This is a genomic window from Massilia sp. YIM B02769 (assembly GCF_030411995.1).
In the GTDB taxonomy this organism is placed as follows: domain Bacteria; phylum Pseudomonadota; class Gammaproteobacteria; order Burkholderiales; family Burkholderiaceae_D; genus Telluria.
The window spans coordinates 1-14,576 of sequence record NZ_JASNRC010000020.1 but is presented as its reverse complement, the minus strand read 5'-3'; the positions used below and the strand labels follow the sequence as shown (position 1 = coordinate 14,576).

Below are 14,576 nucleotides of genomic sequence, written 5' to 3'. Positions count from 1 at the left end.
GATTTTTTCGTACGCCCTGTGGTAAGGCAGCACGATGGTAAGGTAGACGCCGCGATCGTAGCAAGCGCTCTGATATTGAAGAACCAACGGACGGCGAGCCTTTGAGCACATTGATGCACAACCCGGAACCGCAGGTGCCCCAGGCGCCTCAGGAGCACACGCCGCTGGCCGAGCGCTGGCGGCGGCTGCGTGCCGCCTACCGGTATGCCAACCTGGCGTCGCATCATGTGCTCGGTTTCACGGTCAAGCTGGTGCTGGCGGTGTACTTCGGCCTCGGGCTGCTGTTCCTGGCGCTGCGCTACGCGATCCTGCCCAATATAGATATGTACAAGGGCGACATCGAGCGCCTGGCCAGCCGCGCACTCGGCAACCAGGTGGCGATCGCCCGCATCTATGCGTCCTGGAGCGGCCTGCATCCCTCGCTGTTCCTGGGCGACGTCACCCTCAAGGACAAGGCCGGGCGCCAGGTGCTGGCCCTGCCGTCGGTCTCGGCCACGTTTTCCTGGTGGAGCGTGTTTGCCGCCGAGCCGCGCTTCGAAACCCTGGAGCTGATCCGGCCCCAGCTGGACGTGCGGCGCGCCGGCGACGGCGTGTTCTACGTGGCCGGGGTGCGCATCGACCCGAAGGACGACAAGGGCGGCACGGGCGGCGACTGGGTCTTCCGCCAGCGCGAGATCGTGATCCGCGAAGGACAGGTCGTCTGGACCGACGGCGTGCGCGGCGCGCCGCCGCTGGCCCTGCGCGACGTCTCGCTGGTGCTGCACAACCGCTGGCGCACGCACCGCGTCGCCCTGAAAGCCACGCCGCCGGGCGTGCTGTCGCAGCCGCTCGACGTGCGCGCGCGCTTCACCCACCCGCGCTTCGGCGGGCGTGCCTCCGACATCGCACGCTGGAAGGGCGAACTGTATGCCGACCTGCGCGAAGCCGACCTGGCGGCCTGGAAACAGTACATCGATTATCCCTTCCAGCTATCCCAGGGCAAGGGCTCGCTGCGCGCCTGGATCAGCCTCGACCGCGCGCGCCTGGCCGGCTTCACCGCCGACCTGGCCCTGGCCGGCGTGGCCGCGCGCATGGGGCCGGAGCTGCCGCCCCTGAACCTGGCGCGCGTGTCGGGCCGCCTGTCGGCGCACGAGGAACTGCTGCCGGACGCGCAAGAAGGCAAGCCGACCTTCGGCGCCAACGGCCATACGGTGGCCATCGAACATTTCACGGTCGCCCTGGCCGACGGCCGCGTGCTGCCGCCGAGTACCGTCAGCGAAACCTACACCCCGGCGCGCGCCGGCAAGCCGCAGCGCGTGGCGGTGGAGGCAACCCAGGTCGACCTGGCGGCCCTGGCCCAGCTGGCGGCGCAGTTGCCGCTGTCTCCGTTGCAGCGCCAGCTGCTGGCCGACTTCGCGCCGCGCGGCCAGCTGACCGATTTTTCCGCGTCCTGGGACGGCGCCTATCCGCGCCTGGCCGGCTACCGCGTCAAGGGGCAGGTGGCCGGCCTCGGTTTGCAGCCCCAGGCGGCGCGCGCGGCCAGCGCCACGGCGCCGGCCCGGCCGGCCTTGCCGGGCATCGATAACCTGAGCGGCAGCATCGACGCCACCCAGGATGGCGGCAGCGTCAGCGTCGACTCCAGCAACCTGGCGCTGCGCATGCCGGCCTGGTTCCCGGAACCGGCCATGCCGCTCGACAGCCTGGCCCTGCAGGCGCGCTGGCGCTACGAGCCGCAGGAGCAGCTGCTGGTCGAGGTCGACAAGCTGTCCTTCGCCCAAGGCAGCCTGCGCGGCAACCTGTCCGGGCGCCACCAGTTGCCGCTGGGGCCAGGCCATGGCCCCGGCGTAGCCGACATCAGCGGCAGCCTGGATGGCTTCCGCATCGCCGAGGTCGGCCGCTTCCTGCCGAACGCCACGCCGGAACACCTGCGCGAGTGGCTGGCCACCGCCTTGCAGGGCGGCATGCTGGAAGACGTGCGCCTGCGCCTGCGCGGCGACTTGGCGCAGTTCCCTTTCCGCGCCGCGAACGCGGCCGAACGCGCGCGCGGCGAATTCCGCGTGGCCGGGCGCCTGGCCGGCGCCGTGCTCGAATACGCGCCCGGCCACCGCACGCCGGACAACAAGCCGGCCTGGCCGTTGGCGGAGGCCATCAACGGCAGCATCGTGTTCGACCGCGACCGCATGGAAATCCGCGGCGATACCCTGCGCAGCTTCGGCCTCGACCTGCGCAACGTGCGCGCCGTGCTGCCGAATCTCGGCGCCCACGATTCCGTCCTCGACATCGACGGCAGCGCCAGCGGATCGCTGCAGGGCTTCCTCGGCTACGTGGCGGCCAGCCCGGTGCTGGGCTGGATCGGCCATTTCACCGAAGACACGCGCGGCAGCGGCAACGCCGGCCTCAGCCTGAAACTCCAGATGCCGCTGGCCGATCTGCACCAGACGAAGGTGCAGGGCGCCCTGCAGCTGCAGAACAACGACGTCAACCTGATCCCCGATCTGCCGCCGCTGCAGGCGGCGCTCGGCAAGGTCGAGTTCAACGAACACGGTTTCAACCTGAACGGCGTGGGCGCCAGCTTCCTCGGCGGGCCGCTGGCGCTGTCCGGCGGCACCCAGAAGGACGGCGCGATCGCGATCCGCCTGTCGGGCACCCTGTCGGCCGACGGCATGCGCCGCAGCGCCCCGGCGCCGGCGGTGGCGCGCCTGGCCACGCGCCTGTCGGGCAGCACCCGCTACAGCGGCAGCATCGGCGTGCGCGAGCATCGCCTGAACGTGACGCTCGACTCCAGCCTGGAGGGCCTGGGCCTGCAATTCCCGGCGCCGCTGAACAAGGCCGCGGAGACCGAACTGCCGCTGCGCTTCGTGCTCGACGGCGAACCGACGGTGGAAGGCGTGGGCCGCGACGCGCTGCGCCTGACCCTCGGCAATGCCGTGTCCGCCCGCTACCAGCGCAGCCACCAGCCGCGCGGGCCGTGGACGGTGGAACGTGGCGGCATCGGCGTCAACCTGCCGGCGCCCGAGCCCGACGAGGGCATGATGATCAACGTCGACATGAAGTCGGTGAACGTCGATGCCTGGCTGGCGGCGGCGCGCGCGATTGCCGGCGACGACGAAGGCGAGGGCAGCGGCGGCAAGGCCGGACCGAATTTCTCCCAGTACGTGGTGCCGACCACCATCGCCGCGCGTGCCACCGAGCTCTTCGTGGCCGACCGCCGCATGGCCGACGTGGTGGTCGGCGCCACCCACCGCGGCAATGTCTGGCAAGCGAACCTGCAGTCGCGCCAGGCCTCGGGCCACGTCAGCTGGAGCGAGCAGCCGGGGCAGGGCGTGGGCAAGGTCACGGCGCGCCTGGCTTTCCTCGACATTCCCGAATCCTCGGCGGCCGAGGTCAAGGACTTGCTGGAATCGAATAGCGGCGCGGCCAGTATCCCGGCGCTCGACATCGTGGCCGAGCGCTTCGAACTCTTCAACAAGCAGTTCGGGCGCCTCGACCTGCAGGCAAGCAATGTCCCTGCGCTAGCCGGCAAGGAATGGCGCATCGACCGCCTGAGCCTGGCCAACCCCGACGGCCAGTTGCGCGCCACCGGACGCTGGCTGACCAAGGACGGCAAGAGCAATACCGGCATGAACTTCACGCTCGACATCATCGATGCCGGGCGCCTGCTGGACCGCCTGGGCTTCCCGGAAACCCTGCGTCGCGGCAAGGGCAAAATCTCGGGCGACCTGTCCTGGAGCGGGCTGCCGTATGCGCTGGACATCCCCTCGCTGTCGGGCCAGATCGAGATGAACGTGGGCGGCGGCCAGTTCCTGAAGCAGGACCCGGGTGCGGCCAAGCTGCTCGGCGTGCTCAGCCTGCAAGCCCTGCCGCGCCTGCTGAAGCTCGACTTCCACGACGTGTTCTCGGAAGGCCTGGCCTTCGACGGCATCACGGCCAACGCCATGATCTCGAAAGGCGTGGTGCGCACCGACAACCTCAAGATGCACGGCGTCGCCGCCACCGTGCTGATGGACGGCACGGCCGACATCGCCAACGAATCGACCAATCTGCGTGTGGTGGTGATCCCGGAATTCAATCTCGGCACCGGACCGCTGGTGTACGGCCTGGCAGTGAACCCGGTGATCGGCCTCGGCTCCTATCTGGCGCAACTTTTCCTGCGCGCGCCGGTGATGAAGGCCCTGACTTACCAGATGCAGGTGACAGGACCGTGGAAATCGCCGACGATTACCAAGATCGACAATCCGCCGGACCGTCCGCCGGGACGCCCGCAGCCCCCGACAGCGAAAAAAGAGTGACCCGAGAGGAGTGACATGAGGAGCAACTTGAAACCCGGTGTAGCCGCAGTCCAGATGGTGTCCACACCCGACGTGGCGCAGAATCTCGCCACCGCCCGCCGCCTGGTCGGCGAAGCCGCCGCCGGCGGCGCGTCCCTCGTGACCCTGCCCGAGTACTGGCCGATCATGGGCATGAGCGATGCGGACAAGGTCGCGCACGCCGAGCAGGCGGGTGTCGGTCCGATCCAGGAATGCATGGCGGCCATGGCGCGCGAGCACGGCATCTGGCTGATCGGCGGCACGCTGCCGCTGGTGTCGCCGGACGCCGGCAAGGTCATGAACACGACCCTGGTGTACGGGCCGCAGGGCGATGAACTCAGCCGTTACGACAAGATCCACCTGTTTGGCTTTACTAGGGGCAGCGAATCCTACGACGAGGCCCGCACCATCGTGCCGGGCCAGGCCGTGGGCAGCTTCGAGGCGCCGTTCGGGCGCGTCGGCCTCTCGGTCTGCTACGACCTGCGCTTCCCCGAGCTCTACCGCGCGATGGGCGAGTGCGCGCTGATCGTGGTACCGGCGGCATTTACCCACACCACCGGCAGCGCCCACTGGGAAGTGCTGCTGCGCGCCCGCGCCATCGAGAACCAGTGCTATGTGCTGGCCTCGGCCCAGGGCGGCGTGCACCGGAACGGCCGCCGCACTTTCGGCCACAGCATGCTGGTCGATCCCTGGGGCGAGGTCAAGGCGGTGCTGCGCGAAGGCGAAGGCGTGGTGGCGGGCGATCTCGATCCGGCCTTCCTGTCGGGCGTGCGCGAGAGCCTGCCGGCACTGCGCCACCGCAAGCTGTAATCGATTGATGACGTGCTGCGGCGCGGGCCGCGGCGCTGCCGGCTGCACAGGCGACTTGTGCGGAAACTCAAGCGGCAACTCAAGCGGCAACTCAAGCGGCAACTCAAGCGGCAACTCAAGCGGCAACTCAAGCGGCAATTCAAGCGGCGGTTCATGGGGCGCTTCCTGCGGCGGCGCCCGTGTCGCTTCCGGTGCCCCTGCACGCCGATGCAAACCCGGCGGATATGGCACAATGCCCCAATCCACACGAGAAACCGACGCAAAATGATCCCATTCGAACCGAATCTTTCCTCCCTGGCCGTGGCACGCGATGTGCTGCTGACGCCTTTCGGCCTCGACGAAGCCAAGCTGCTGCGCACGCTGGGAACGATGTTCACCCACAAGGTCGACTATGCCGACCTCTACTTCCAGTTCACCAAGAGCGAGGGCTGGAGCCTGGAAGAGGGCATCGTCAAGACCGGCAGCTTCTCGATCGATCAAGGTGTGGGCGTACGCGCCATCTCCGGCGAGAAGACCGCCTTTTCCTATTCCGACGAGATTTCCGAAGCCGCCCTGATGGACGCGGCGGCCGCCACGCGCACCATCGCGCGCGCCGGCGCCGGCCGCGTGAAGGTGGCCTCGATTGCCCAGCCGACCGGCGGCCGCTCGCTGTATCTGCCGAACGATCCGCTGGCCTCGCTCGACGCCACCGCCAAGGTGAAACTGCTCGAGCGCGTGGAAAAGATGGCGCGCGCGAAAGACCCGCGCGTGGTGCAGGTGATGGCGGGCCTGGCCGGCGAATACGACGTGGTGCTGGTGGTGCGCAGCGACGGCGTGCTGGCGGCCGACATCCGCCCGCTGGTACGCGTCTCGGTCACCGTGATCGCCGAGCAGAACGGCCGCCGCGAAACCGGTTCCTCGGGCGGCGGCGGACGCTTCGACTATGGCTACTTCGACGACGAGGTCCTGGAACGCTATGCCGACGAGGCGGTGAAGTCGGCGCTGGTCAACCTGGAAGCGCGTCCGGCCCCGGCCGGCCCGATGACCATCGTGCTCGGACCGGGCTGGCCCGGCGTGCTGCTGCACGAAGCCGTCGGCCACGGCCTGGAAGGCGACTTCAACCGCAAGGGTTCGTCCTCGTATGCCGGCATGATCGGCCAGCGCGTGGCGGCCAAGGGCGTGACCGTGGTCGACGACGGCACCCTGAAGGACCGCCGCGGCTCGCTTAACATGGACGACGAGGGCAATCCAACCCAGTGCACCACGCTGATCGAGGATGGCATCCTGAAGGGCTATATCCAGGACACCATGAACGCGCGCCTGATGAAGATGCCGATCACCGGCAACGCACGCCGCGAATCCTTTGCCCACCTGCCGATGCCGCGCATGACCAACACCTACATGCTGGGTGGCGACAAGGACCCGGGCGAGATCCTGGCCTCGGTGAAGAACGGCCTGTTCGCGGTGAACTTCGGCGGCGGCCAGGTCGACATCACCAACGGCAAGTTCGTGTTCTCGGCCAGCGAAGCCTACATGATCGAGGACGGCAAGATCACCTACCCGGTGAAGGGCGCGACCCTGATCGGCAACGGCCCGGACGTGATGAACCGCATTTCCATGATCGGCAACGACATGCGCCTGGATTCGGGCGTGGGCGTGTGCGGCAAGGAAGGCCAGAGCGTACCGGTGGGCGTGGGCCAGCCGACCCTGCGTATCGATGGCGTGACGGTGGGCGGGACGGCTTGATCGTTTGCTTAACTCTTTGCTGAAAATGCCCGGTTAGCCCGGGCATTTTTTATGGACGAAACAGTGAATGCGTAGGGTGGGCGCCCCGTGCCCACGCGTGAACTGTGATCATGGTTGGCCTGGTCTTGGCTAACACCGCTCAAGCGTCACGCGTGGGCACGGGGCGCCCACCCTACGACCTCATGCGTTGACGCCATTAAAATTTGTACGTCAGGCGCATATAAGGGGTAATTCCTAACGGGTCGGTGTAGCGCGGGTCGTAGCCCAGCTGGAAGTTCGTCACCTGGTTGGTGAACGGCGGCGTCTCGTCGAACAGGTTTTTCACGCCGGCCGTCAGCTCGAATTTCGGGTTGCCGGTATACGTCGCCGACACCGACCAGGTCGAATAATGCCCCACCTTGTTGTAGAACTCGGGCGCCACCGCGGTGTTCTGGTCCTCGTAGTGCGACATGTAGCGGTTCGACAAATTGAAGGTGTAGTCGCCGCGGATCAGGGTGAACAGCAGGTTGTGGCGCCAGCGGAAAACCGGGGTGGCGTCGGCGTAGCGGCCGGCGTTCTGGGTGAAGGGGCCGCCGCGTTCGTTCTGGTACTCGTACTTGTTGACGTAGGTGCCGTCGACGCTGACGCTCAGGTTGCCGATCGGGCTGCGTGGCATGCGGTACAGCAGCGATACGTCCAGGCCGCGCGTCTGCACTTCGCCCAGGTTGTCGGTGATGTCGAGTACGTAGTCGAGGCGGTTGCCGGCCGCGTTGTAGACGAACAGGTTCTGGTAGCGCGGGAAGTTGCTGAAGATGGTCTGCTCGGCCAGGGCGCTGATCTGGTCCTTCAGCTTGATGTGCCAGTAGTCGAGCGACACGGTCAGCGCACGCACCGGCTCGAACACGACGCCGGCACTGTAGGTGCGCGAGCGTTCCGGGCTGAGGTCGGGGTTGCCGCCCTGGCGGATGTTCTGTTGCTGCCCGCAGACGACGTTCGGATTCGCGCCGGCCACCGGCACCCCGCCCGGGCACAGCACCGGGTCGTCGTAGGTGTCGGAGCTGTTGGTGGTCGATTGCGGCCCGAACAGGTCGAACAGGGTCGGCGCGCGGAAGCCCTTGTTGAACGAGCCGCGCACCAGCACCTGGGGCGTCGGCTGCCAGCGCAGCGGCACCTTGGGGTTGAAGCTGCCGCCGACGTCGCTGTAGTGGTCGTAGCGGCCGGCGAAGTTCAGTTCCAGGTCCTGGATGACCGGCACGTTGAGTTCGGTGAACACGGCGTAGATGCTGCGCTGGCCCGACTGGTTCTGGGCGTCGGCATAGCCCGAGCTGGAGGCTTGCCCGGCGAGGTCGCGGTTGACGAAGTACTTGGCGCGGTCGCGCCGGAACTCGGCGCCGAGGGCGAAGCCGAGCGGGCCGCCGGGCAGGGTCGTCAGTTCGCGGCTGACGCGGCCGTCGACCGCGCTGCTGTTGATGCGGGCGTGCACGTATTCGCCCAGCAGCAGCGAATTGGCCAGGAAATCGGCCCCGGCCGGGCTTTGCGGGCCGAAGGGGTTCAGGATGCCGGCGCCGACGCCGTCGATGATGCGCTGGTCGATCAGGTAGCCGCCGCGGAAGGTGCTTTTCGCGCGCCCGACCGAATGCGAGATCGCCGTGTTGTAGTCCCAGCCGGCGATGGTGCCTTCGAGGCTGGCCTGCAGGCGCGCGGTGGTGCTGCTGTCGTAGTTCTCGCGCGGGCCGCTTTCCACCGGGCGCCAGCTGATATCGAGGTTTTCGCCGCTCAGGCCGGGGAAGGCCGGCACCGCGCCGTTGCCGGGATACCAGGGGCTGGCGGCGGTCATGACGATGCCGATGTTCGACATCGGCGGCGGCGCCACGCGCGACTCGTTGGTGCTGCGGCCCCAGACGAATTCCAGGCTGCCCAGGTGGTCGGGCGTGAACTGGCGGTTGATCTTGCCCATGGCGCTGTACTGGCGCGTCTTCGGGATGTTGTCGTTGTACTGGGTGTAGTCGAAGTCGCAGACCGGGGCGTCGGCCGCCGGCAGCGAGTCGGGCGGGCGGCAGCCGGCGGCGTAGCCGGGGTTGCCGGTCACGCCGAGGTCGGAAAAGAAGTTGGCCGGGAAGGGCGTGCCGCTGACTTCGTTCAGGCCGCGATCCGGCCGCACGCCGGTGCGCGAGAAGGCGCGGTCGGTGCCGCGCAGGGCGCTCTGCTGGTGGTAGTCGAGCACGCCGAACATGCTGATGCCGTCGCGCGCCAGGTTGCCCCAGCCGCCAGACAGATTGATGCGCTGCTCGTTGCCGCCGCCGTTGCGCCAGGGCTCGTAGCCTTCGAAGGTGATGGCGCCGCCCTCGACCGAGCGCTTGGTGATGAAGTTGATCACGCCGCCGATGGCGTCGGTGCCGTAGATGGCCGAGGCGCCGTCGCGCAGCACCTCGACCCGCTCCAGCGCCGCCACCGGGATGATGTTCAGGTCGACCGTGTCGGCGAAATAGGGGTGGTTGGCCAGGCGCCGGCCGTTCAGCAGCACCAGGGTCTTGTCGCCGCCCAGGCCGCGCAGGTCGGCCACGGCGCGCCCGCCGGTACCCGAGCCGACCGAGGACGAGCCGACCGTCGAGGTCTGGTTCATCGGGATCGTGTTCAGCACTTCCTGCACCGTGGTCAAGCCCTGCTTGGCGAAGTCGGCCGCGCGGATGGTGGTGATCGGCAGCGAGCTTTCGGCGGCGATGCGCCGGATCGAGGAACCGGTGACTTCGACGCGCTGGATCGGCTGCGCCGGCGACTGCTCGGGCGACTGCGGGGGCGTCTGCGCTTCCTGCGGCGGGGAGGCGGGAGGCTGCTGCGCTTCCTGCGCGCCGGCGGGCAGGCCGGCCAGCAAGCTCAGGCCGGCGGCGCCGAAGATGCGTCGCAGCGAGCGGGACAATACGGTTTCGTGCATGGATGCGTACATGAGTCGGCTCCCGGAATGTCGTTGTCTGCCCGCTGCGCATCTATCTTGAAAACAATTGTTTAGCTGAATAAACAAATGTGGCGTCGGGGTCGTAGGAACCGAGTCTTGCACCGCCTTCCCTGCGGCGGGTGATCTCGATCAAACGGCACGGGAAGCCGTGGCATGCGCGCGACAGCTTGCGGCATCGGCGCATGCACGAAGAAATAGCGAAAGGCCAGCCGCTGCGCCCCGTAGCGGCTGGCTTGAACCTTCCTTCGACTCAGAACGTGTAGCGCGCCCCGAGCGAGAAGGTGCGTCCCACCGCGCCCAGGTAGTCGAGCGGGTTGTAGGCCTGGGCGCCATAGGTGAGCGGATCGAGCGGCGCCACCTTGTCGAACAGGTTTTCCACGGTGCCGAACACTTCCCATTGCGGCTGCGGCTTCCAGCGCACCACCAGGTCGAAGGTGGTGAAGGAGGCCAGTTCGCAATTGCGCGGTGCGTCGTCGCCATTCGCGAAGTGGCTGGCGCAGCCGTCCGGGTCGCCCTTGAACAGCACATTGTCGATCGGCCCGCGGTAGTTGGCGTTCAGCGACACGCGCCAGTCCGCACGGTCCCAGGTCGCGCGCAGGTTGGCGCGGTAGTCCGGGGTGCCGACGCAGTTGGTGACGTCGCAGTTGCCGTGGGTGCCGGCGAAGTCGCGCGAGCTGCCGTCCTGTTCGGTGCGCACCCATTCGTCGAGATAGGTCAGCTTGCCGTCGAGCAGCAGGTTGCCCCAGTCGCCGGGCAGGCGCAGGGTGTGGCGGGCGTCGAGGTCGATGCCGCGCACCTTGGTTTGCGCCGAGTTCACGTAATTAGCCAGCACCGCCGTGATGGCGCCGGGGTCGCCCGGGATGCCGGTGGCCGTGCTTGGGTCGCGCGCCACGTTACCGGCGGCAATCGCGGCATCGGTCAGCTCCTGGTTGATCTCGTTCTTGCGCTTGATCTTCCAGAAGTCGACCGAGATGCTGGTGCGCGGCAGCGGGTCCCAGATCACGCCGATGTTGTAGCTGCGCGAGCGTTCCGGCGACAGGTCGGGATTCGGCGAGGTGATCACCGCGATGTTGGCCGGGTCGCAGGCCGCCTCCACGCCCAGGGCGCAGCGCAGCGGGTCCTCGGCGGTGGCGAACGCGGCCAGGCCGCCGACGCCGTTCTCGGCCGCGCTCGGCGCGCGGAAGCCTTTGGCAAAGGTGCCGCGCAAGGCCAGCTGGCGCGACGGCGTCCACTTGACGCCGACCTTCGGCGTCCAGGAACGGCCGACGTCGGTAAAATCGTCGAAGCGCAGCGCGCCCGTGACCTCGACCCCCGGCAAGACCGGCGCCAGTGCCTCGCCGTACAGCGCGAAGACGTTGCGCGCGCCGCGGTAGGCCGAATAACCCAGGCCGATCACGTTGCCGCGCTCGGTGCCGGTGCTCGGGCCGAGCTCGGTTTCCTCGCGCCGCCACTCGGCGCCGACCGCCACCCCGATCGGCCCGCCGGCCAGCTGTCCGACCTCGGTCGTGGCCTTGAAGTCGCCCTGGATGATCTTGGTCTCGGCGCTGTTGCGGATCATCGGCGACAGGGCCGCGTACACGCCCGGGTCGTTCAGGCCGGCATTCTCGCCGATGCGCCAGAAGGTGCCGGGCGGCAGCGCGGCATAGGCCGGGCTGGTGGCCAGGGCCGAGGCGACGTTGATGGCGTCGTCCGGGTTCAGCAGGGCAAAGGTGACGTCGCGCTGGAGCTGGCCATGGCGCTCGTTGGTGACGGTGCTGCGCGAGAACAGCAGGGAAGTGTCGTAGTCCCAGCCGGCGAATTCTCCTTTCACGCCAGCCAGCAGGCGCGAGAAGAAGGAATCGATGTTCGACACCCGCGGCCCGACGTCGCCTGCCAGGTAGCGCAGGCGCGCGGCCGTGCCGAAGTAGGGGTTGTCGGGGTGGCTGGCGCCGAGCAGCGAGGCGGCATTGCTGACCGGCCCGCCCGGATAGCCGACCGAGGCGCTGACGGTGGACGGCGTGGTCGAGGACGAGGACTTGCTGCTGTACAAATTGACCTCGCCATAGCCCTCGATGCCAGGCGTCAGGCGGTAGGTGCCGCGGCCGAACAGGCTGTAGTTTTCCTGCTCGGGCTGGATCTGGTTGTAGACCAGGGTCGAGTCGATCAGGCAGCCGCCGCCGGGGTCGCCCTGCGGGTGGTTCGTGAAGTTGCTGCAGGCCGCACCCGGGAAGAAACGGGTGAAGCCGGTGGCCGGGTCGAGGTTGCCGCGGTTGTAGTAGTCGAGCGTCGTCGGGTTGCGCACGTTGCCATTGATGGCGTTGCCGGCCGCGTTGTTGGTGGTGATGGCGCCGGTGCCGCCGAGGTTCTGCAAGGCCGAATAGCCCCAGCGGCGCAGGTCGATGCGGCCGATATGGTCGCGGCCGGCGCGCTCGCGCAGGAAGATGTCGTTGCTGCGCTTGAACTCGAAGTTCAGCAGCATGTTGTAGCGGTCCTTGTCGGGGTCGCCGAAGCCGTGGGTGATGGCGAAGTTCTGCTCTTCGCCGTCCCATTCCTCGCTGATGCCGAGCGAGCCGCGCACCGTGGTGCCGGTGAAGTTGCGGCGCAGGATGATGTTGACCACGCCGGCGATCGCATCGGAGCCGTAGATGGCCGAGGCGCCGTCCTTCAGGATCTCGATGCGGTCGACGGCGTCGGTGGGGATCACGTTCAGGTCGCTGAAGACCTTCTGGCCGTCGTCGGCCAGGCCGTAGGGCGCCATGCGCCGGCCGTTGAGCAGCACCAGGGTCGATGCCGTGCCCAGGCCGCGCAGCGAGATGCCGGAAGCGCCGGCCGCGAAACCGTTGCCGAAGCTGGTCGGCACCGAACCCTGGTTGTCGACCGCCAGGGTCTGCAGCAGTTCCGAGACGCTGCTCTTGCCGGAGCGTTCGATGTCGGCGCGGTTCACGGTGATCACCGACGAGGCGGTTTCGGCTTCGGCGCGGCGGATGTTACTGCCGGTGATCTCGACGCGCGCGATCGGCCGTTGCGCCGCTTCCTGTGCTTGCGCCTGGACGACGGGCAGCGCCAGCAGGACCAGGCCGGCCGCGCCGCCGCCGGCAAAGATGCGGCGCACGGAACGGGATATCAGGGTTTCAGTCATGTCAGGACTCCAGAGTCGTGTGGACATTCCCGTTCATGGGGCCGGCATTTGTTTGCCGTCAGATCACTAACACACAGCAATTGATCTGACGCGAGGACAAACGCGACCGGACCGGGGCTTGTCCCGACTTTTGCATTCCCGGCAATGACATGTCTGATATCTCTCAAACGTCATCCTCGCGTTGGCGCGGCTGTCCGTTTGTCGCAACCACTTGCCACTTGTTCGCCAATTCGGCCATGTTTACGCTACGGACAAAAGGCTTGCCAATATTCACGCATTGGCGTTATAGTCGATTCGACCTCTTTCGGATCCCGTCCAATGCGCAACGCTGTTTTCTTTACCCGCTGGTTTTATTTTGGCTTTCCAGCCTTCAGGCGGTGGAGTAGCGGCGGGTACACGCAACAGTAAGAGACCCAGGACCGAACACCAGAAACCGCCAGCGATGGCGGTTTTTTTATTTCCAGACCAGAAAACGGAGTACAGCATGCCTCGCACCGACGACCTACGCATCCGCGAAATGAAGGAACTGACGCCGCCCTCGCACCTCATCCGCGAGTTTCCGGTCACGCCGGCGGCCGAGCAGACCGCGGCCGATGCGCGCGTGGCGCTGCACCGCATCCTGCACGGCCAGGACGACCGCCTGATGGTGGTGATCGGCCCCTGCTCGATCCACGACCCGAAGGCCGCGCTTGAATATGCGCGCGGCCTGCTCGAACAGCGCCGCCGCTTCAAGGGCGACCTCGAGATCGTGATGCGCGTGTATTTCGAAAAGCCGCGCACCACGGTGGGCTGGAAGGGCATGATCAACGACCCCTACATGGATAACAGCTTCCGCATCAACGACGGCCTGCGCATGGCGCGCGAGCTGCTGCGCGACGTCAACGAGATGGGCCTGCCGGCCGGCACCGAGTTCCTCGACGTGATCAGCCCGCAATACATCGCCGACCTGATCAGCTGGGGTGCAATCGGGGCGCGCACCACCGAATCGCAGGTGCACCGCGAACTGGCCTCCGGCCTGTCTTGCCCGGTAGGCTTCAAGAACGGGACCGACGGCAACATCAAGATCGCGACCGAAGCGATCAAGGCCGCGTCGCAGCCGCACCACTTCCTGTCGGTAACCAAGGGCGGGCACTCGGCCATCGTCTCGACCGCCGGCAACGAGGATTGCCACATCATCCTGCGCGGCGGCAAGACGCCGAACTACGATGCCGCCAGCGTGGACGAGGCCTGCAAGCAAATTGCCGCGCTCGGCCTGGCGTCGCGCCTGATGATCGACGCCTCGCATGCGAACAGCTCGAAGAAGCCGGAGAACCAGGTGCCGGTGTGCGCCGATATCGCCGGCCAGATCGCGGCGGGGGATGAGCGGATTGTCGGCGTGATGATCGAATCGCACCTGGTGGCGGGGCGCCAGGACCTGGTGCCGGGCAAGGAGCTGACCTATGGGCAGTCGGTGACGGACGGCTGCATCGACTGGGAGACCAGCGTCAAGGTGCTGGAAGGGCTGGCGGCGGCGGTACGCCAGCGGCGCCTGCGCGAAGACCTTTGATGGGTGTAGGGTGGGTACTCGTACCCACCGGCACAACGCCGGCGCATCGCATTGGATTGCATAGGTGCAGTTCTGTAGGGTGGGCACCTGTGAAGTGACCCCATTTCGTTGGACAGTGAGTTACGCTGCCAAGTGCTGAGTCCTGAATTGTACAGGGCT

At 67.4% G+C, this 14,576-nt stretch carries 6 protein-coding genes; 4 read left to right on the top strand and 2 right to left on the bottom strand.

The genetic code is table 11. From position 1 onward, the window contains the following. The first annotated feature begins 113 nt into the window (after positions 1-113). The 3 genes from QPK31_RS24550 to tldD all read left to right on the top strand — a co-directional run bounded on the left by QPK31_RS24550 (position 114) and on the right by tldD (position 6,821). A complete protein-coding gene (locus QPK31_RS24550; RefSeq protein WP_290425521.1) occupies positions 114-4,268 on the top strand; it encodes a YhdP family protein in 4,155 nt (1,384 codons plus the stop codon). Between the two features lie 27 nt (positions 4,269-4,295). Continuing rightward, positions 4,296-5,096 (top strand): carbon-nitrogen hydrolase family protein, encoded by an 801-nt coding sequence (locus QPK31_RS24545; RefSeq protein WP_374045838.1) that lies wholly within the window; start codon positions 4,296-4,298, stop codon positions 5,094-5,096. Positions 5,097-5,360: 264 nt separating this feature from the next. Beyond that, positions 5,361-6,821 carry a metalloprotease TldD gene (tldD, locus tag QPK31_RS24540; protein WP_290425519.1) on the top strand — a complete coding sequence of 487 codons (1,461 nt, stop codon included), beginning with the start codon at positions 5,361-5,363 and terminating at the stop codon, positions 6,819-6,821. 196 nt (positions 6,822-7,017) lie between these two features. Here tldD and QPK31_RS24535 read toward each other — a convergent pair whose 3' ends face one another. Together QPK31_RS24535 and QPK31_RS24530 are read right to left on the bottom strand one after the other, a co-directional pair. Further along, the gene (locus QPK31_RS24535; protein ID WP_290425518.1) at positions 7,018-9,744 is read right to left on the bottom strand and encodes a TonB-dependent receptor; all 2,727 of its coding nucleotides are present in this window, start codon (positions 9,742-9,744) and stop codon (positions 7,018-7,020) included. 259 nt (positions 9,745-10,003) lie between these two features. Beyond that, a complete protein-coding gene (locus tag QPK31_RS24530; protein ID WP_290425517.1) occupies positions 10,004-12,871 on the bottom strand; it encodes a TonB-dependent receptor in 2,868 nt (955 codons plus the stop codon). Between the two features lie 484 nt (positions 12,872-13,355). Between QPK31_RS24530 and aroG the strand changes: the two genes are divergently transcribed. Beyond that, positions 13,356-14,417 carry a 3-deoxy-7-phosphoheptulonate synthase AroG gene (gene aroG / locus QPK31_RS24525; RefSeq protein WP_290425516.1) on the top strand — a complete coding sequence of 354 codons (1,062 nt, stop codon included), beginning with the start codon at positions 13,356-13,358 and terminating at the stop codon, positions 14,415-14,417. The last annotated feature ends 159 nt before the right edge of the window (positions 14,418-14,576 follow it).